The 18943-nt window shown below is 56.3% G+C and carries 25 protein-coding genes; 15 read left to right on the top strand and 10 right to left on the bottom strand.

What is annotated here, in order from left to right; genetic code table 11:
- Positions 1–9 precede the first annotated feature (9 nt).
- Genes flgE through flgB form a run of 4 tightly spaced genes read right to left on the bottom strand, consistent with a single transcriptional unit; the run spans position 10 to position 2797 of the window.
- A complete protein-coding gene (gene flgE, locus AB1748_RS08635; RefSeq protein WP_111138633.1) occupies positions 10–1266 on the bottom strand; it encodes a flagellar hook protein FlgE in 1257 nt (418 codons plus the stop codon).
- 26 nt (positions 1267–1292) lie between these two features.
- The gene (gene flgD, locus AB1748_RS08630) at positions 1293–1964 is read right to left on the bottom strand and encodes a flagellar hook assembly protein FlgD (protein WP_111138632.1); all 672 of its coding nucleotides are present in this window, start codon (positions 1962–1964) and stop codon (positions 1293–1295) included.
- Positions 1965–1976: 12 nt separating this feature from the next.
- A complete protein-coding gene (gene flgC, locus AB1748_RS08625) occupies positions 1977–2381 on the bottom strand; it encodes a flagellar basal body rod protein FlgC (protein WP_111138631.1) in 405 nt (134 codons plus the stop codon).
- Positions 2382–2383: 2 nt separating this feature from the next.
- Positions 2384–2797, bottom strand: coding sequence for a flagellar basal body rod protein FlgB (flgB, locus tag AB1748_RS08620; RefSeq protein WP_128085685.1), 414 nt, complete (start codon positions 2795–2797; stop codon positions 2384–2386).
- Positions 2798–2951: 154 nt separating this feature from the next.
- Here flgB and flgA point away from each other — a divergent pair, with 154 nt between their 5' ends.
- The 3 genes from flgA to flgN all read left to right on the top strand — a co-directional run bounded on the left by flgA (position 2952) and on the right by flgN (position 4455).
- Positions 2952–3611 carry a flagellar basal body P-ring formation chaperone FlgA gene (gene flgA, locus AB1748_RS08615; RefSeq protein WP_111138629.1) on the top strand — a complete coding sequence of 220 codons (660 nt, stop codon included), beginning with the start codon at positions 2952–2954 and terminating at the stop codon, positions 3609–3611.
- A gap of 104 nt (positions 3612–3715) precedes the next feature.
- Positions 3716–4018, top strand: a complete 303-nt coding sequence (gene flgM, locus AB1748_RS08610; protein WP_111138628.1) for a flagellar biosynthesis anti-sigma factor FlgM — start codon at positions 3716–3718, stop codon at positions 4016–4018.
- A 5-nt stretch (positions 4019–4023) separates the two neighbouring features.
- Positions 4024–4455, top strand: coding sequence for a flagellar export chaperone FlgN (gene flgN / locus AB1748_RS08605; protein WP_111138627.1), 432 nt, complete (start codon positions 4024–4026; stop codon positions 4453–4455).
- A 61-nt stretch (positions 4456–4516) separates the two neighbouring features.
- Here the strand turns inward: flgN and murJ are convergent, their stop codons facing one another.
- The 4 genes from murJ to rimJ all read right to left on the bottom strand — a co-directional run bounded on the left by murJ (position 4517) and on the right by rimJ (position 8344).
- Positions 4517–6055: a murein biosynthesis integral membrane protein MurJ gene (murJ, locus tag AB1748_RS08600; protein ID WP_367396243.1), complete on the bottom strand. Its 1539-nt coding sequence runs from the start codon at positions 6053–6055 to the stop codon at positions 4517–4519.
- A gap of 121 nt (positions 6056–6176) precedes the next feature.
- A complete protein-coding gene (locus AB1748_RS08595) occupies positions 6177–7097 on the bottom strand; it encodes a Gfo/Idh/MocA family protein (RefSeq protein WP_111138625.1) in 921 nt (306 codons plus the stop codon).
- 1 nt (position 7098) lies between these two features.
- A complete protein-coding gene (locus AB1748_RS08590; RefSeq protein ID WP_111138624.1) occupies positions 7099–7737 on the bottom strand; it encodes a DUF480 domain-containing protein in 639 nt (212 codons plus the stop codon).
- 13 nt (positions 7738–7750) lie between these two features.
- Positions 7751–8344, bottom strand: coding sequence for a ribosomal protein S5-alanine N-acetyltransferase (rimJ, locus tag AB1748_RS08585; protein ID WP_367396242.1), 594 nt, complete (start codon positions 8342–8344; stop codon positions 7751–7753).
- Positions 8345–8619: 275 nt separating this feature from the next.
- Between rimJ and grxB the strand changes: the two genes are divergently transcribed.
- The 9 genes from grxB to AB1748_RS08540 all read left to right on the top strand — a co-directional run bounded on the left by grxB (position 8620) and on the right by AB1748_RS08540 (position 14996).
- Positions 8620–9267: a glutaredoxin 2 gene (grxB, locus tag AB1748_RS08580; RefSeq protein ID WP_293773993.1), complete on the top strand. Its 648-nt coding sequence runs from the start codon at positions 8620–8622 to the stop codon at positions 9265–9267.
- Positions 9268–9380: 113 nt separating this feature from the next.
- The gene (locus AB1748_RS08575) at positions 9381–9944 is read left to right on the top strand and encodes a lipoprotein (RefSeq protein ID WP_367396241.1); all 564 of its coding nucleotides are present in this window, start codon (positions 9381–9383) and stop codon (positions 9942–9944) included.
- A 133-nt stretch (positions 9945–10077) separates the two neighbouring features.
- Positions 10078–11121: a dihydroorotase gene (gene pyrC, locus AB1748_RS08570; protein WP_111138620.1), complete on the top strand. Its 1044-nt coding sequence runs from the start codon at positions 10078–10080 to the stop codon at positions 11119–11121.
- Between the two features lie 62 nt (positions 11122–11183).
- Positions 11184–11429 carry a DNA damage-inducible protein I gene (gene dinI, locus AB1748_RS08565; RefSeq protein WP_111138619.1) on the top strand — a complete coding sequence of 82 codons (246 nt, stop codon included), beginning with the start codon at positions 11184–11186 and terminating at the stop codon, positions 11427–11429.
- A gap of 144 nt (positions 11430–11573) precedes the next feature.
- Complete coding sequence (locus tag AB1748_RS08560; protein ID WP_111138618.1) at positions 11574–11846, top strand: hypothetical protein; 273 nt, start codon at positions 11574–11576, stop codon at positions 11844–11846.
- A gap of 242 nt (positions 11847–12088) precedes the next feature.
- Positions 12089–12340, top strand: a complete 252-nt coding sequence (gene bssS / locus AB1748_RS08555; RefSeq protein WP_111138617.1) for a biofilm formation regulator BssS — start codon at positions 12089–12091, stop codon at positions 12338–12340.
- A 94-nt stretch (positions 12341–12434) separates the two neighbouring features.
- A complete protein-coding gene (gene solA / locus AB1748_RS08550; protein WP_293773987.1) occupies positions 12435–13547 on the top strand; it encodes an N-methyl-L-tryptophan oxidase in 1113 nt (370 codons plus the stop codon).
- A 296-nt stretch (positions 13548–13843) separates the two neighbouring features.
- The gene (locus tag AB1748_RS08545; RefSeq protein ID WP_367396240.1) at positions 13844–14419 is read left to right on the top strand and encodes a cytochrome b; all 576 of its coding nucleotides are present in this window, start codon (positions 13844–13846) and stop codon (positions 14417–14419) included.
- Position 14420: 1 nt separating this feature from the next.
- Complete coding sequence (locus AB1748_RS08540; RefSeq protein ID WP_111138614.1) at positions 14421–14996, top strand: YceI family protein; 576 nt, start codon at positions 14421–14423, stop codon at positions 14994–14996.
- A gap of 39 nt (positions 14997–15035) precedes the next feature.
- Here the strand turns inward: AB1748_RS08540 and AB1748_RS08535 are convergent, their stop codons facing one another.
- Positions 15036–16085, bottom strand: coding sequence for a rhodanese-related sulfurtransferase (locus AB1748_RS08535; protein WP_111138613.1), 1050 nt, complete (start codon positions 16083–16085; stop codon positions 15036–15038).
- 253 nt (positions 16086–16338) lie between these two features.
- Here AB1748_RS08535 and AB1748_RS08530 point away from each other — a divergent pair, with 253 nt between their 5' ends.
- The 3 genes from AB1748_RS08530 to AB1748_RS08520 all read left to right on the top strand — a co-directional run bounded on the left by AB1748_RS08530 (position 16339) and on the right by AB1748_RS08520 (position 18591).
- Positions 16339–17262, top strand: a complete 924-nt coding sequence (locus AB1748_RS08530) for a Kdo(2)-lipid IV(A) acyltransferase (RefSeq protein WP_111138612.1) — start codon at positions 16339–16341, stop codon at positions 17260–17262.
- Positions 17263–17791: 529 nt separating this feature from the next.
- Positions 17792–18058, top strand: a complete 267-nt coding sequence (locus tag AB1748_RS08525) for a hypothetical protein (RefSeq protein ID WP_111138611.1) — start codon at positions 17792–17794, stop codon at positions 18056–18058.
- A 131-nt stretch (positions 18059–18189) separates the two neighbouring features.
- Positions 18190–18591 (top strand): MysB family protein, encoded by a 402-nt coding sequence (locus AB1748_RS08520; protein ID WP_111138610.1) that lies wholly within the window; start codon positions 18190–18192, stop codon positions 18589–18591.
- Here the strand turns inward: AB1748_RS08520 and AB1748_RS08515 are convergent.
- The gene (locus AB1748_RS08515) at positions 18582–18821 is read right to left on the bottom strand and encodes a YceK/YidQ family lipoprotein (RefSeq protein ID WP_111138714.1); all 240 of its coding nucleotides are present in this window, start codon (positions 18819–18821) and stop codon (positions 18582–18584) included. The two genes, AB1748_RS08520 and AB1748_RS08515, sit on opposite strands and share 10 nt — an antisense overlap.
- Positions 18822–18943 lie beyond the last annotated feature (122 nt).

Below are 18943 nucleotides of genomic sequence, written 5' to 3'. Positions count from 1 at the left end.
GTTAGCGAATTAACGTAAGTTAACCAGCGTGTTGAGAATCTGGTCCTGAGTTTTGATGGTCTGCGCGTTCGCCTGATAGTTACGCTGCGCAACGATCATGTTCACCAGCTCTTTACTCATATCGACGTTTGACGATTCCAGCGCGCCCGCCGTCAGTGAACCAAAGGTGCCGGTGTTCGCCAGGCCAACCGCTGCCTGACCGGAGGCGTTCGAAGCCTGCCAGACGTTGTCGCCCTTCGACTGCAGACCTTCCGGGTTAGAGAAGCTCGCCAGCACAATCTGACCCAGCAGCTGGGTTTTCTGGTTTGAGTAGGTGCCGGTGATGGTGCCGTCGTTATTGATCGCGTAGCTGGTCAGATCGCCTGGCGCATAGCCATCCTGAGTCGGGCTGCCAAAAGTGGTGGCGCCGGTGTTCTGCTGCAGACTGCCCAGCATGCTCATGGTAATGGGCTGGTTTGCGACCGCACCATTGGCGCCGCCCGCGTTCAGCGTCAGGCCGACGGTGCCATCTGTGGTGGTGCTGACAACTGCGCCGCTGGCGTCCAGCTTAGAAACGCTGGTCAGCTTACCGCTGGTGTCAAACGCCATGCGGAAGTCACCCGCCGAGCTGCCGGTTTCGCCATCGATGGTGCGCACGGTCCAGCTGTTGCTGGTGGCATCTTTCGAGAAATACATGTCGAGCGCGTGGTCATTACCCTGCGAGTCGAACACGGTCACGGTGGTTTTCTTGTTGTAGCTGTCCGCGTTCGCCGTCGAGAAGGTGGTGACGGAAGGCGTGGTATCCGTGGAGTTCAGGTTAGCAACCAGACCGGCGGTGGTCGTGGCACGCGCGGACATCTGCTCGGTTGGAATACGCAGCGCCACCGGGTTCGCACCCGCCTGAATGGTGGCCGGTGAACCGCTGGCCGGATAGCCGGTCACGTTCAGGCCCTGGGTGTTGATTAGGTTACGGTTGGCATCCAGCGTGAACTGGCCGTTACGGGAATAGAATACGCCGCCGCTGCTGTCGGTCATACGGAAGAAGCCGTTACCGCTCAGCGCCACATCCAGCCCGCGGCTGGTGGTGGTGGTCGCACCGTCGTTGAAGTTCTGAATGACCGCCGCGACTTTGGTGCCGAGGCCGACGTTAGAACCGGCAAACATATCGGCGAACGCGATGGTGCTGGATTTAAAGCCCGCTGTCGCGGAGTTGGCGATGTTGTTACCGATGACATCAAGGTTACTTGAAGCAGCACCAAGGCCGCTGACCGCTTGGGAAAATGACATGTGTGTGTGTCCTGTCTACAGGTTAATCAGAGAATCTGACGTACGTCGTCAAGGGTGGCGGAGCCCATGGTGCCGAGATCCAGTTTTGTGGTGTCGTTGGCCGTACTCACCCCGTTGACGTAGGCGTAGTTAAGCGGTTGTGCCACCAGTTGTGTGCTGCCATTGCTTGCGGCAATAGCAACGGTATATTTCCCATCCGGGGCGACAGAGCCATCGCTCAGCTTGCCATCCCAGGAGAAGGTGTGAACGCCTGCGCTCAGCGCGCCCAGGTCCACGGTGTTGACCACGGAACCGCTGGCATCCTTAATGGTGGCGGTGGCTGCCGTCGACGCGGAGGTCAGCTCAACGCCAAAGGGGGTGGTGGTGCCCTTGCCAACCAGAATCTGCCCGCCGTTAACCATGACGCCATGACCAATCAGCGTGGAGCTCTGCAGCGACTGGCTGGTGTTGATCTGTCCGGAGATCGATCCCAGCGTGGTATTCAGTTTTTCAATGCCGCTCAGGGTATTGATCTGTGCCAGCTGTGTGGTGAGCTGGCTGTTATCCATCGGATTGGTGGGATCCTGGTTTTGTAACTGCGTCACCAGCATGGTCAGGAACTGATTCTGCAGATCCTGCGCACTGTTACTGGTGCCGGTGCTGGATGAGCTGAGGACCGTGGGGTCCAGCTTTTCGTTAACGCCTACCGCGATAGCCATTATCTTTCTCCGTTATTGCCCGATCGTCAGGGTTTTCATCATCATCGACTTCACGGTGTTGAGCACTTCAACGTTGGCCTGGTAACTGCGGGACGCCGACATGGTGTTGACGCTTTCCGAGACCACATCCACGTTGGGCATTTTCACGTAGCCTTTGGCATCCGCCATGGGATTGCCCGGGTCGTAGACCAGCTTCGGCGGCGTGGGGTCATCCACCACTTTCGCCACTTTCACGCCACCGGTCGCGGCGCCTGGCGCCGCATCGGTCTGGAAGACCACCTGTTTGGCCACGTAGGGTTTACCATCGGGGCCGGTGACGCTGTCGGCGTTGGCCAGGTTACTGGCACTGACGTTTAATCGCTGTGATTGCGCGGTCATCGCTGAGCCGGCAATGTCAAAAATGTTCAGCAAGGCCATAATTATTGCCCTTGTAACACGCTCATCATGCCTTTGATCTGGCTGCTGATGAGGGTGAGGTCGGTTTGATATTTCAGGCTGTTATCCGCGAACTGGGTACGTTCACGGTCCATATCTACGGTGTTGCCGTCGGCAGAAGGCTGATCGGGGATCCGATAAAGCATGTCCATCGAGGGCGCACTGTTGGTCTGCGCTTCAATGTGGCGGGCTGACGTGACTTTTAACGCCATGCTGCTGCCTTCCGCACGACCGTTGGACATCACCCGACTCAGCTCGCTGGCAAAGTCGATATCCCGGGCCTGATAGCCAGGGGTATCGGCGTTGGCAATGTTTGACGCCAGGATCTCCTGACGCTGAGCACGCAGGTTGAGGGCCTCGGTTCCAAATTTCAGCGCCGCATCCAGTTTGTCGAGCATGTTTCCTCCGCAAATGAGAATTTCGAGCTGGCAGCTTAATTTGAAAAAGCAAGAGGTCATCGTCTGAATAACGCCTCAAATGACCGCTATTTTAACTCTTGAGGATTTTCGGGAAGGGGTACACTCGTCGGCATTATCGGTGAGGAGATGCAAAATGCGTCGATATCTGACTCTGCTGGCCAGCCTGCTGGTCGCAATCGCCCTGCCGGCTTCTGCCGGGGATCTCACGGCACAACTGAATCAGTTTTTTAAAGCGCGTGACGTGCAGCATGCTGCTGGCATGGTGGTGGTGATTCGCACGCCGCAGGAGCAGTGGCCCGCCTGTGAGTCACCGCAGTTCAGCCTGCCCGGCAACAGCCGGCTCTGGGGCAATATGAGCGTGGCGGCCAACTGCGGTGAGAACCGTCGTTATCTTCAGGTACAGGTGCAGGTGACCGGCACCTACCTGGTGGCAAACCGTCTGCTGAGCCGTGGCAGCAGCGTCAGCGAGAGCGACTTCACGCTGCAGACAGGCCGCCTGGATACCCTGCCCGCCCGCGCCCTGCTGAACAGCGACGCCGTTGCCGATGCCGTGGTGCTGCGCGATATACAGCCCGGTCAGCCGATTAACCCCTCCACGCTGCGTCAGCCGTGGCGGGTCAAGGCCGGTCAGAACGTGATTGTGATTGCCAGCGGCGACGGTTTTGATGCCAGTGGCGAGGGGCAGGCGCTCAACAATGCCGCCCGATCGCAGTGGGTGCGGGTCAGGATGGGAAATGGCCAGATTGTCAGCGGTAAGGTGCGCGAGGATGGGAATATTCTTATAACGCTGTAAAGTGTTAAAGAAGCCCCTCATGCTGCCGATAGAAGAATCAACAAAGCGATTACGCTATTATGATTCAGGTGGCAGACTTCCCCTGACCCTACAGGAGCCCGAATATGAGCATTGACAGAACGCAACCTCTGAAACCCGCCAGCACCGTACAGAGCCGTGATAACAGCGAGCCTGGCAGCAGCAAGGTGCGTCAGAGTGCCAGCCCGGTCGCGAGCGCGCCTGCGGCAGCCCAGGTCAGCCTGAGCAGCGCGCAGTCACAGCTGATGCAGCCGAGCAGCAAAGACATTAACGTCGAGCGCGTTGAACAACTGAAAACCGCCATTCGCAATGGCGAACTGAAGATGGATACCGGCAAAATCGCCGATGCGCTGATTGCCGACACTAAAGCGTATTTAGAGGGTAATTAATTCCCATGAGTAATTTGCAGACCACATTAGATAAGATGCAGGATGTGCTGGCGTCGCTCTCCGCTGTGCTGGAAGAAGAGCAGCAGCAGCTGGCAGCGGGCAGCATTAACAGCCATCTGTTGCAGCGTATTACCGAAGATAAGAGTGCGCTGCTCACTACGCTGAATTATCTGGATGAGATGCGCCGGACCGCCGAACAGAGTCAGGCGACATCCGCACCTTATCGTGGTCAGAACGACATGGCGCGCCGCTGGGAGACCATCCAGCAGCATACCCGTCGTCTGCAGGATGCCAATGTGCATAATGGCCTGCTGCTGCAACATCAGATCCGCTATACCGAAGAGGCGCTTAATGTGCTGAAGCCGCATCAGACCCAGGCCTTTTATGGCCCGGATGGTCGGGGAAAAGGCCTGGCGACGCTGAGTCGCAAAGCCTGAAATCCGGACATAAAAAATCCCGCCTGATGCGGGATTTTTTATTATGTACTTTCGCAGCGGGTTACACCGCCGTGCGGCGGGCGTAGTCGCGCAGCCGGAAGCCCAGCAGCCCCAGCGCGAGGAAGTACGCGCCACCGCCGACCGCACAGACCGCCGCCAGACGCAGCAGGCGCCACAGCATCGAGCCATGCTCCCAGGCCGGCATCCACTGCAGCACCGCAAACAGCGCCCCTGCCATCGCCACTACCGCAATCAGCAGACGAATCAGGAAACTGCCCCAGCCTGGCTGCGGCATAAAGATCTTCCGCTTGCGCAGCTGCCAGTAGAGCAGCGCCGCATTCAGGCACGCCGCCAGACCAATCGACAGCGACAGGCCCGCATGTTTTAACGGACCGATAAACGCCAGGTTCATCATCTGCGTCATGATCAGCGTAATAATGGCGATCTTAACCGGAGTTTTGATGTCCTGACGGGAGTAGAAACCTGGCGCCAGCACTTTCACCACGATCAGGCCCATCAGGCCGACCGAATAGGCGATCAGGGCGCGCTGCGTCATGGCCGCATCAAATGCCGTGAATTTACCGTACTGGAACAACGCCACGGTCAGCGGGCCGGAGAGCATGCCCAGCGCCACCGCGCTGGGCAGCGCCAGCAGGAAGCAGAGGCGCAGGCCCCAGTCCATCAGCCGTGAATACTCATCGTGATTGCCGCTGGCAAAACTCTTCGCCAGCGACGGCAGCAGGATGGTGCCCAGCGCCACGCCCAGCACCCCCGACGGAAACTCCATCAGGCGATCCGCGTAGTACATCCAGGAGACCGATCCCGACACCAGAAACGAGGCGAAGATGGTGTTGATAATCAGCGAGATCTGGCTGACCGAGACGCCCAGAATGGCCGGGCCCATCTGGCGCATTACCCGCCAGACGCCCGCGTCACGCAGGTTCAGGCGCGGCAGGACCAGCATACCGAGTTTTTTCAGGTGAGGCAGCTGATAGCCGAGCTGCAGCACCCCGCCCGCGACCACCGCCCAGGCCAGCGCCATCACCGGCGGATGGAAGTGCGGCGCGGCAAACAGGGCAAACCCGATCATGCTGACGTTCAGCAGGGTCGGCGCAAAGGCAGGCACCGAAAAGCGGTTCCAGGTGTTCAGCACCGCCCCCGCCAGTGAGGCCAGCGAAATCAGCATGATGTAAGGAAAGGTTACCCGCAGCAGCGAGCTGGTCAGGGCAAACTTATCTGCGCTGTCGGCGAAACCCGGCGCCGTCACCATGATGACCCAGGGAGCCGCAATCATGCCCGCCACGGTCACCAGCGCCAGGACCAGCGTCAGCAGACCGGAGACGTAGGCCAGAAACAGTTTTGTCGCCTCGTCACCCTGTTTGCTTTTATATTCAGCCAGAATAGGCACAAAGGCCTGGGAAAAGGCACCTTCGGCGAAGATACGCCGCAGGAGGTTGGGCAGTTTAAAGGCAACAAAGAAGGCATCGGTCGCCATGCCGGCGCCAAACACCCGCGCCACAATGGCATCACGGGCAAAGCCCAGAACGCGGGAAAACAGGGTCATGGAACTGACCGCTGCCAGCGATTTCAACAGATTCATAATTGACGGCGCATCCTGAAAAGAATCAGCAAAAAAGGAGAATTAGCGCGGACACCAAAAGGTGCCCGGCGACAGTCTACTGCCACAGCCGGAAATGACCAGCACGGAGTGTTACAAGGCGTTATTCACGGGTCGCATCGCGCCACAGTTTTTCCACCACGCGCTGCGCCATCAGCGCCTGCTCACCGCTGGTTTCAGGCTTCGTCTGATTTTGTACGCAGTCGATAAAATGGCGGGCGGCTCCGCTGAAGCCGCGCTGAGCCAGATGGCTCTGCCAGGCAGGGGGCGGCGGGATCAGCAGTTGACCGCCCTGCTCCTCCTGCCAGTCACGCATCTCGCTGATGTCGATACACTTTCCTGCACCCACCACGCTGACACGTTCGCGCTGACTGCCCGCGCGCCGGTGCATGCTGGTCGTGATCGACAATCCCGCCAGCGAGAAGTGATGTTCGGCATAGAGCATCTGCCCCTGCTCGTTGGTATCGATGCGCCCCTGAACCTCACGAAAGGGTTTGCCGCCCAGCCAGAGTGCGGTGTCCACCACATGCAGGTAGTCGTCAAGCAGGGTAAAACGCAGATCCTGCGGCCCGACGCTGTCGCTGCGATGCTTTTCAATCCGCAGCGACGCCGCGCCTGCCATTTCCGCCCGCAGTTGCTGATAGCGCGGCGCGAACCGGCGGTTAAACCCCACCATCAGTTTACGCTGCCGTTTTTCCGCCAGCGCCACCAGCGCCTCTGCCTGATCCAGCGTGTCGGCCAGCGGCTTATCGACGCAGACATCCTTTCCGGCCAGCAGCAGTGTCCTGACCACCTCATAATGGGTGGCGGTGCTGCTGTGGACAAACACCGCATCGCAGGCCGCCGCTAAGTCATCCAGCGATCCAAAACAGTGCATGCGATAGCTGTCGCAGATTGGACGGGCTTTGGTCTGGTTCGGGGAAAAGGCACCCACCAGCGTCCAGTCCGTTGCCGCCGACAGTACCGGCAACCAGGCTTTCTGCGCAATCCCGCCGAGTCCCACTACGCCAATACGTACGCTCATCTCAGCTCTCCGGTGACAGCAGTTGATCAAGCCGGGCCTGAAGCCGGGCGACCTGGGTTTCCAGCGTGGCAACGCGCGCCGCCAGATCGTCCTGTATCTCCGCTGACGCTGCAGACGGGGGCGTCTCACTCTCGTCACCCAGCAGATGCATAAAGCGGCTTTCGCGCTTGCCCGGCTCGCGCGCCAGCCTCATCACCTGCGCACTGTCGTCGCGCTGCATCAGCGCCTCCAGCGTCTGTTCAACTTCGCTGACATCACTGAAGTCATGCAGCCGTCCGCTGCGGGTGCGCAGCTCACCTGGCGTCTGCGGCCCGCGCAGCAAAAGCAGCGTGAGGATGGCGACTTCGGCGCTGTTCAGCTTCAGCGCGCCAAAGGCGGAGTTGCAGAAACGCTGCCCATACTTCATGACCCGCTGCCCGCCGCCACTGCTGGCGGTGATCAGATGTCGCTTCTCCAGCTGATCGAGCTGATCCTGCACCTCACTCTCGCTTAGCTCCATTACCGGCTCGCGATTCGATTTCTGGTTGCAGGCCACCACTACTCCATTCAGTGACAGCGGATACTGCTCCGGCGTGGTGACCTGCTTCTCCAGCAGGCAGCCCAGCACCCGCAGCGCCTGTGCCGATAAAGCCATCTTCATGTTCGCATCCTCATTAGTGTCCACGCCGGTCAGGCGTCCATTCCTGCTGGGTTAACGCCGTCAGTACGTGATCCTGCCAGCGCCCGTCGATCAGAAGATAATCTTTCGCGTAGCCCTCTTTTTCAAACCCGAGCCGCGCCAGCAGATCGCCGCTGCGCTGATTGTGTGGCATGTAGTTGGCCATGATGCGATGCATATGCTGCTGGCGCTGCATATAGCGGATAGCCGCCTGCAGTGCTTCGAACATCAGTCCCTGGCCCTGCCACTTTTCACCCAGTGAATAGCCAAGGTAACAGGCGTGAAAGGAGCCGCGCAGCACGTTGCTGAAGTTCGCCACGCCCCGCACTTCGGTTTCTTCGCTGTCCATCAGAATGAAATAGAAGGCCGACCCCTGTTTATGCAGGTCAGTAATGAGGCCGAGTCGCGCCTGCCAGCCAGAGGGGTAGCAGTGGCTGTCATCGCGCACCGGCTCCCACGGTTTGAGAAAAAGGCGGTTTTCCGCATAGTAATCTGCCATTCGCCAGGCATCACGTTCGTGAACCAGACGAACCACCAGCCTGTCGGTGGTTAAGCGCACCCTGGGCGCGGCAGAACGATAGCCAAACATCCTGACTCCTGAAATCAATGGCTGATAGAGATGAGCCGTCATTACCCGGCCTTCACTATAACCGCCACCCGGGCTAGGGTAAAACGTTACTGCGGTTCTGCCATAAAGCGGTTGATTTCGCACGGTTATCGCCACCTGCGACGGTGACGCTGCTGGCCGCCCGCGACCCCGGTTTGCCCTGTCCACTAATCTCTTCCATACTTTTTATGGGTCCGCAAAACAGCATGAATTGATTCATGCTGTTAAACCCTAAACCTGCTATACGGGAGATCAGGATGAAGCTCTATATCTATGACCACTGCCCTTTCTGCGTGAAAGCGCGCATGATTTTTGGTCTGAAAAATGTGCCGGTTGAGCTGGTGGTGATGCTCAACGATGATGAAGAGACGCCAGTCCGTCTGGTTGGCAAAAAAATGGTGCCAATTCTGCAGAAGCAGGATGGCAGCGCCATGCCGGAGAGCATGGAGATTGTCCACTACGTGGATCAACAGGATCACGCGCCGCTGATCACCGGCGCGCTGAATCCGGCCATCGCCGACTGGCTGCGTCACATGAACAGCTATGTGAACAAGCTGCTACTGCCACGCATTGCAGAGGCGGCGTTTGCCGAGTTTGCTACGCCAGAGGCGCGCAACTATTTCCGCACGAAAAAGCAGGTGAGCATAGGCGACTTTGCCGCACTGAAGAGCCATTCGGCCGGATTGATCAAAAATGTCAGCGATGACCTGCGCAAGCTCGACAGGCTTATCGTCCAGCCCAATGCGGTCAACGGCGAGCTATCGGAAGACGATTTTAGCCTCTTCCCCCTGCTGCGCTCGCTGACGCTGGTAGCCGGTATCGACTGGCCCGCCCGGGTCGCCGACTATCGCGATAACATGGCAAAACAGACCCAGGTCAATCTGCTCTCCTCCATCGCCCACTGACCCGCCAGATGAGAGGCGCTGCGGCGTTTCTCATCCCTTTCCTGATGACACCCGCCCTACATTCAGGCAGGCTATGGCCTGTTTACTGGCTCTGATATTCAGGATATCGATCGATGAAAAAGGCTTTTTTCGTGCTGACCGCCCTGCTGTTCGCCCTGCTGCTGAGCGGCTGTAATAAGCTGATGCAATACACCATCAGCGAGCAGGAAGTTAACCAGGCGCTGCAGAAGCATAACAACTATGAGAAAGATATTGGCGTTTCCGGACTGGTTAACGCGCACATCGTGCTGAACAATCTCAGCAGTCAGATTGGTCGCGAAGAGCCGGGCAAAGTGACCCTCTCCGGCAGTGCCAAAATCAACGTCACCTCGCTGTTCGGGCCACAGCAGGCCGATATGCAGCTGAAGATGCGGGCTCAGCCGGTCTACGATCCGCAACAGGGTGCCATCTATCTGCGCGATCTGGAGATTACCGATGCGCAGGTGGCACCGGAAAAAATGGCCGCGATCATGAAGACGCTGACCCCCTACCTCAATCAGTCGCTGAAGAGCTATTTTGATCAGAAGCCCGCCTACGTTCTCAGCGCCGACCGCAGCAAAGGCGAGTCGCTGGCGAAGCGGTTCGCGAAAGGGCTGGAAGTGAAGCCTGGCGAGCTGGTGATCCCTTTTACGCAGTAAGCCCGAATGCCGCGCCTCTGGCGCGGTTTTTCTTTTCTGCATAAAAAGCAGGTGCAAACGGTTGCCTGAATCCTTATGCTTAGACCCCGGCCAAAACACGCCTTTTGTTTTCTCTTCTGCCGGAGCTTCACTGATGACAGCACACCCTCAGCAACTTACCCTGCGTCGCCCTGACGACTGGCATATTCATCTGCGCGACGATGAGATGCTCAAAACGGTCCTGCCCTATACCAGCGCGGTAAATGGTCGTGCCATTGTGATGCCAAACCTGGTGCCGCCTGTGACCAGCGTTGCGGCGGGGGAAGCCTATCGCGAGCGTATTCTGGCGGCACTGCCCGACGATCATAAGTTTACCCCGCTGATGACCTGCTATCTGACCGACTCCCTCGACCCGGATGAGCTTGAGCGCGGTTTCACCGCCGGTCTGTTCACTGCCGCCAAACTCTATCCGGCCCACGCGACCACCAACTCCAGCCACGGCGTGACCGACATCGCCTCGATTGCGCGGGTGCTGGAGCGGATGCAGACGCTGGGCATGCCGCTGCTGGTGCACGGTGAGGTGACCGCGGCGCATGTCGATATCTTTGATCGTGAAGCGCGCTTTATCGAAACGGTGATGGAGCCGCTGCGCCGCCAGTTCCCGGCGCTGAAAGTGGTAATGGAGCATATTACTACCCAGGATGCCGCGGACTACGTTGCCGCTGCCGATGAGAACCTGGGGGCGACCATTACCCCGCAGCATCTGATGTTTAACCGTAACCACATGCTGGTGGGCGGCATCCGTCCGCATCTCTACTGCCTGCCGATCCTCAAGCGCAACGTGCATCAGGAGGCGCTGCGCAAGGTGGTGGCGAGCGGCCATCCACGCTTCTTCCTGGGCACCGACACCGCGCCGCATCTGCGCCATCTCAAAGAGTCCAGCTGCGGCTGTGCCGGGGTATTTAATGCGCCGACGTCACTGCCCGCCTACGCCACCGTATTTGAAGAGCTGGGGGCGCTGGAGCACTTTGAGGCGTTCTGTTCGGAGAATGGCCCGCGTTTTTATGGCCTGCCGCTGAATGAAGGCACAATTACGCTGGTGCGTGAAACCTGGCAGGTGCCGGACACCATCGCTCTGGGCAGCCACTCACTGGTGCCGTTCCTGGCCGGTGAGACGCTGAACTGGCGCATCGCATAATTTCGCTTGCCTCCGGCCTGCGGATACTGTAAATATATACAGTATCTTAACCGGAGGCTGTTATGCGCGTTGAAATTACCGTATCAAATACCCGACCTCTTCCTGCTGGCGCAATCGAAGCATTAAGCGACGAGCTGTCGCGCCGCATCGATGAACAGTTCCCTGACTCGACCAACCACGTCAAGGTGCGTTACGCCAGTACCAACAATCTCAGCGTGCTGGGCGGTGGAAAAGAGACGCGCGACCAGATCAGCGAGATCCTGCAGCAGACGTGGGAAAGCGCTGACGACTGGTTCATTACTGATTAACCGCCACTGTGTTTTTTTCCGGGTGTCGCCACCCGGTTTTTTTATCTTTTCTCCCCTCTCGCGCTTCCCCCGCCCAGCATCTAGACTCTGAATGATCAATGCCCTATGCTTGCGCTCGTCACGCATAACAGGAGATGCGACACCATGACTACTGATAAACCAGAAGAGGCGATGACCTTTGGTGAGTTGCTGGCACTGATTGGCGACCAGCAGCGTCGTTTGACGGTGCTGGAAAATGCCTTTTCCAGTCTGATGTTCTGTCTTGACGATCGGGCCAGCCAGCTGCTGGCGCATAATCTGTCGCTGGAAGCCCAGAACCAGAATCACGATGAGCAGCTCCAGCAGCACTTTGCCCGTCTGGCAGAAAGCGTTCAGAGACGTGGCGGCGGCATCGTGCCGGAAACGCCGACGCTTTGATCCGATCTGGCCTTATCCGCTTTTTGCCTGTCCATTGAATCATGATAAAAATGCCTGCCCGTCAGGCATTTTATTTTTCATCTCCGGCCTGTTAAACACGAATGTTCTGTGAGAAGCTGTTTCACGGCACTTTTTAAACAGTGATACCCGGGATTACTGTTATAATTGTTTTCCGACTGGAATAAAAAAGCCGCATTGAACCTCACCATGCACTTCGTTTAACGAGTAATAAGGAGGTTATAATGGACAGAAAAGATGTGATTCAGACTCACCCGCTGGTGGGCTGGGATATCAGTACCGTTGACAGTTATGACGCCATGATGATCCGCCTGCACTCGTTGTCGTCGCAGGATCAAAAAGAAGAAGAAGCGGATGTTGGCCCTACCTACTGGCTGACAACGGATGTGGCAAGGCAGTTTATCTCGATCCTCGAAGCGGGGATTGCCAAGATAGAATCAGCCGAACAGATAGAGCGACTCCTCAGTAAGCATTAATTTCTGCCACATCAGACAGGCACCCTCAGGGGTGCCTTTTTCGTTTCTGTTTCTGGTATGCTTTTGATTATCTGACTCTTAGAGCGTGGTTATCATGATTTATGATCTTATTGTCGTTGGCAGCGGCTCGGTGGGCGCGGCGGCAGGCTACTATGCCACCCAGGCGGGTTTATCGGTGCTGATGATCGACAGTGCCCACCCTCCCCATCAGCAGGGCACTCATCATGGCGAGAGCCGCCTGATTCGTCACGCTTATGGCGAAGGCGAACGCTATGTTCCGCTGGTGCTGCGGGCGCAGACGCTGTGGGATGAGCTGGAGCAGCAGGCTGGTGAACGCATCATGCATCGCAGTGGCGTGCTAAACCTGGCCCCGCAGGCGTCGCCGTTTATCCGCAACGTCATCGACAGCGCCACCCGCTGGCAGCTCAATATTCAGGTGATGCAGCCCGATGAGGTGCGCAAACGCTGGCCGCAGATTAACGTGCCGGAGGGTTATCTGGGCGTATTCGAACCGCAGTCCGGTTTTCTGAAATGCGAACAGGCGGTTCGCAGCTGGATCCAGCTGGCCGAACAGGCAGGCTGTGCGCAGCTGTTCAACTGCCCGGTTTCCGCGCTGGGCCGCGATGGCGACCTGCAGCAGGTGACTACGCTGGATGGTGTCTACCGGGGGCGTAAAATGCTGGTCAGCGCGGGCACCTGGGTCGGAAAACTGGTCCCGGATCTGCCGGTCGCCCCGACCCGCAAAGTATTTGCCTGGTATCAGGCCGATGGCCGCTACAGTGAAAATAACCAGTTCCCCGGTTTTACCGTGGAGATGCGCGACGGCAGCCAGTTCTACGGTTTCCCGGCAGATAACAACGCCCTGAAAGTGGGCCGTCATGATGGCGGCCAGCGGATGCAGCAGCCAGAGGATCGCAGACCCTTTGGCACTGTCGCCTCCGATGGCAGCGAAGCCTTTAGCTTCCTGCGTCAGTTTTTGCCGGGAGTGGGCGTCTGTCTGCACGGTGAAGCGTGCAGCTATGACTTCAGTCCGGATGAAGATTTTATTATTGATACCCTGCCGGGGGAACCCGATCGGCTGGTGATTACCGGTCTCAGCGGACACGGGTTTAAATTTGCCAGCGTCTTAGGCGAGCTGGCGGCGGAATTTGCTCAGGGAAAACCCTTCTCCTTTGATTTAACGCCCTTCCGACTTTCCCGCTTCTGATATTGCAGCCGGAGGGGATCGTCACGCACGCCTCCGGCTGACAAAAATTGACGAAACCTGATTATTACTGACAGATAAGGGCACGGCTGTTTCGCCCTTAATGTTAATTTCCCCGCTATTTCGTTGACCGCGTCCTGTCCTGGAAAATTCTCATTCAATAATATTGCGCATTATCCCGACTTTTATTCAGTCATTTATTGGGCCACGCCAGAATTTATAGAAGCGTAAGGACGATTGCTTTTATATTTCATAATGTAGATGCTTATTTCATATTATTTCCCTGTGAACGCCTCATTATGTTAATACGGAATACCTCTCATCAGTTCGGACTGATTGCTGTGCTGCTGCACTGGACAATGGCGCTGGCGATATATGCCATGTTTGCGCTGGGATTATGGATGGTCGGTCTTGGCTATTACGACAGCTGGTATCACGACGCCCCGGAGATTCATAAAAGCATTGGCGTGATCCTGTTTCTGACGCTGATTGTTCGCCTGCTGTGGCGCGTTATTTCTCCGCCGCCAGAACCGCTCAGCTCATATTCGCCGCTGGTGCGCATCAGCGCCGTGGTGGCGCACCTGCTGCTCTACACCCTGCTGCTGGCGATTCTGATTAGCGGCTATCTGATCTCCACCGCGGACGGAAAGCCCATCACCGTCTTTAACCTCTTTACTCTGCCCGCCCTGTTCAGCGGTGCAGGTGAACAGGCCGATCTGGCGGGCGATATTCACCTCTGGCTCGCCTGGACAGTGATCATTCTTTCGGTTCTGCATGGGCTCGCGGCGCTCAAACACCATTTCGTCGACCGCGACATTACCCTGAAACGAATGTCCGGTTACCCTCTCTCCACTCCCCTTGAAAAGGATAGATAATATGTTCAGGAAAACGTTGCTGGCGATGACCAGCGCCAGCCTGCTGCTTGGCTCACTGAGCGCCCATGCGGCAGACTATAAAATCGACAAGGAGGGCCAGCACGCCTTTATCCAGTTCCGTATTCAGCACCTGGGTTACAGCTGGCTGTATGGCACCTTTAAAACCTTTGATGGCCGCTTTACCTTTGATGAGAAGAACCCGGCGGCAGACAAGGTCGAGGTGACGATTGATACTGCCAGCGTCGATACCAATCACGCCGAGCGTGACAAGCATCTGCGCAGCGCGGACTTTCTGAACAGCAGCAAAAACCCGCAGGCGACGTTCAAATCGACAGCGGTGAAAAAAGAGGGCGATGAACTGCAGATTACCGGCGATCTGACGCTGAACGGCGTGACGAAACCGGTGACGCTGGAGGCGAAAATGCTGGGCGAAGGAAAAGATCCGTGGGGCGGCTATCGCGCAGGCTTTGAAGCGGAAGGCGAAATTGCCCTGAAGGATTTTAATATCACCAAAGATCTGGGGCCTGCTTCACAGAAGGTTCAGCTGATGATCTCGGTTGAAGGAATTCGTCAGTAAAACGGCAAGCCGCCTGAAGCGCACTTCAGGCGGCCACGCTTATTTCTTCTGCGGCGCGGGAATCGTCATGTTTAACAGGCCACGGGACTTGTTAAAAATCTTATTACCATTCTCACGTCCTGCCCGGCGGGCACGCTGCTCTTCCGGCGAGAGTTTTGCCTCTTCCTGACAGAGCGGGCTACAGCAGTTTTCAAACTTCTCTGCACACGCTTTACACTGGATAAACAGCAGATGACAGCCGTCATTCACGCAGTTAACGTGGGTATCGCAGGGTTCACCGCACTGATGGCAGTTCGACAGCACATCATCGGAGATCCGCTCACCCATACGCTCATCGAACACGAAGTTTTTGCCTTTGAAGCGAACCGGTAATCCCTGCTCACGGGCACGGCGGGCATACTCGATAATACCGCCTTCAATGTGGTAAACATCCTCAAAGCCGTTATGGCGCATCCAGGCACTCGCCTTTTCACAGCGGATACCGCCGGTGCAGTACATGACGATCTTCTTGTCTTTCTTATCCTTCAGCATATCAACCGCCATCGGCAGCTGATCGCGAAACGTATCGGCTGGCACTTCCAGCGCGTTGTCGAAGCGGCCCACTTCATATTCGTAGTGGTTGCGCATATCCACAAACAGCGCGTCAGGATCGTCCAGCATGGCGTTAACGTCGGCCGCTTTCAGGTAGTGGCCCACATCGCTGGCATCAAACGTCTCATCCTCAATCCCATCGGCAACGATGCGATCGCGCACTTTCAGACGCAGTACCCAGAACGATTTCCCATCATCATCCAGGGCGATGTTCATCCGCAGATTATCCAGCGCCGGGTCGAACGCATAGAGCCACGCTTTCATCTTTTCGTACTGACTGGCGGGCACGCTGATCTGCGCATTGATCCCTTCGTGCGCCACGTAGACTCGGCCAAAAACTTTGAGCGCGGTCAGACCAACATAAAGCGCGTCGCGAAAGGCTTTAGGATCGGCGATCTGAAAATACTTATAAAAAGAGACTGTCGTGCGCGGCTCCGTTTCAGCCAGCATGCGCGCCTTCAGCTCTTTATTGGAAACGAGGTTATGTAACACTGGCATGGTGTTCTTTCCTGTTATCAATAGGTGAAATTTAGCGGCAACATGATACCTGATTTCACTAAGATGCAAAGGCCGGTGTCGGGAATGATCGTCAGTTGCTGTTTTTATCATCACAGCCGGGCCGTTGGCATTGATTACGCAGTCGGCTGTGCTGTCACCGATATTTATGCGCACGATAAAAACTGGCACAATGGCAGAAATTAATGAAATATCAGCACCGCACGGTGCGCGACGCAGGAAAATTAACCTTCATATGACTCAGTTGCCTCAGTTTTCACGAGAACTGCTTCACCCGCGCTATTGGCTGGCCTGGCTGGGTGTCGCTTCTCTTTATCTTTTGGTGCTACTTCCTTATCCCCTGCTCTATGTTCTCGGCTGCAATATTGGCCGCATCGGGATGCGTTTTATGAAGCGCCGCGTCAGCATCGCCCGCCGGAATCTGGAATTAACCTTCCCGGATATGCCGGTGAATGAACGCGAAGCGATGATCAAGCACAATTTTGAATCGGTCGGCATGGGCCTGATTGAAACCGGTATGGCGTGGTTCTGGCCCGACTGGCGGATCAATAAATGGCACAAGCCTTCAGGTCTGGAGCATATTCAGCAGGCTCACGACAGCCAGCGCGGCATTCTGCTTATCGGCATGCACTTTCTGACGCTGGAAATTGGTGCACGCATGTTTGGTATCCACAATCCCGGGATTGGCGTTTACCGTCCGAATGACAATAAGCTGATCGACTGGCTGCAGGTTAAAGGCAGGATGCGGTCGAATAAGAGCATGATCGATCGTAAAGATCTCAAGGGGATGATCCGCGCTCTGAAGCAGGGTGAAATTATCTGGTACGCACCCGATCACGACTATGGTCCGCGCAGCAGCGTCTTTGTGCCCTTCTTTGCCGTCGAAAAGGCCGCCACCACGGTGGGTACGCATCTGCTGATCCGTACCGGTAAGCCCGCCGTCATTCCTTTCGTGCCTCGTCGTCTGCCTGACGGTCGCGGCTATGAATTGATGATTCTGCCTGATATCAGCGGTGAATTTACCCTGGAAAGCGACGAAGTCACCGCAGCCAGAATGAACAAAGTGGTTGAGGAAGGCGTGCTGCTGGCGCCGGAACAGTACATGTGGCTCCATCGCCGTTTCAAAACGCGCCCGGAAGGCGAACCTTCGCGTTATTAGTCTTTTCGCGCCAGATGTCTGACAGGCATCTGGCGCGCTTCTGTTGCCATTCCCTGCCAGATAAATCAGTCCCGCCCTTTTTCTCATTCATCAGCAGAGCCAGTCATAAATACACATACGCATAATTAACCGCCCCACTGCGGGTTTAAAATAACATCGTCTTATCAATTCAGAATAGCGCAGGCGGCATGTGTGCCTTTCGGCTTTTAATTCATTACGCCTGCTGCAGAATATATTTAATTTACTCTGGTGCTGATTATTTCCCGTGCCAGGCCTAATCCTATTTAGCCGCGCTTAATGGTATCCCGCCTCTTATGAATTGATGAAAATTAACTTATTTTACAGTGAATTGCTGACCTGATTTGGCTTATATTCCATTTTACATTTTTTTAACAGCCCGATAGACCGTTATGGCATTTGAAGAAATTCATCGTTCCCGGTAATTTCGGGGTTAACCGTCAGACCTTTAACGGTTCTGACAAAATTATAAAAAAAGCACACACAGCAAACCTCTAACGGGACAGATAATATGAATAAAGGTCTCTACTATTACGTTACTATCGGCACCGATCAGGAAAATTATCACTTCCTCCATCGTAAAGGGTGCAAACGGATGCCGGATAAGGATTCGGTGATCTTTATCGGTACGTTATATAATCTGAGTCAGGCGCTTTCCATCGCCAGAATTAATTTTAAGAAGGTGAAGCCCTGTATAAAATGTTGTATCCGCTACTCAGCGCCAGTGATCCATGAGTCTGTTCAGCCGGTTCTGCACTTTCCGCAAAAGATGATCTGATGCTCACTGGCGAGAAATGACTTATTTCCCGCCAGTTGCACTGCCCGCGCCTTTCCCTCCCCTGAATTTCGTCTATCCTTCACTGAAATCAAATCAACCCGCAGTCAATGAACCCGTAAAGGAGAAGCGCAATGAGCATGTACAGTACGTTAGAGGAAGCCATTGATGCTGCACGAGAAGAGTTCCTCGCGAATCATCCGGAGCTTGAGGAAGAGGATGCATCGATCAGCCAGTTTGGTCTGCAAAAGTATGTAATGCAGGATGGCGATATCATGTGGCAGGCTGAGTTCCTGGAAGATGAAGGGGATACCGGGGAGTGCATGCCATACCGCAGCGGTGAAGCCGCTCAGGCCATTTTTGATGCTGACTTTGACGAAGTGGAACTGCGTCAGGAGTGGTTAGCGGAAAACACCCTGCATGAGTGGGATGATGGAGAATTCCAGCTGGAACCGCCGCTGGACACCGAAGAGGGTGAAGCTGCGGCCCAGGAGTGGGAAGACGACAACAGCGATTCCGATCGCAGCTACTCGTAAGGCCCGTGCCGGGCATCCACGGGTAGCAACAGGGTATCCACCACCAGCGACAGCGGCAGGTCGAGGATCGTCAGGATCCGCCATCCGCTGTCGCGGATATCCCACTGCACGCCGGGATAGTATTGATTACCGTGCCCCTGCCCCGGAAAAGTGCGGCTGATAATACTGCCGCAGCCGCTTAAGCACAGCACGGCTACACCGATAAGGCCCGCCTTCAAAAACCCTTTCACCACTGATACCCGCCCCGGACAGCCGTTAACGTCGTCACACGCGTTGCGGTGACGGTAAGACCTCAATCTACCACTGTGTGCCGGTTTTTATCCGAAAAAAAAGCGGCATCGCTGCCGCTTTT

This window comes from Pantoea sp. Ep11b (assembly GCF_040783975.1).
In the GTDB taxonomy this organism is placed as follows: Bacteria; Pseudomonadota; Gammaproteobacteria; order Enterobacterales; family Enterobacteriaceae; genus Pantoea.
Note: the sequence above shows the minus strand (reverse complement) of the source record. Positions and strands in the feature narration are given on the sequence as shown.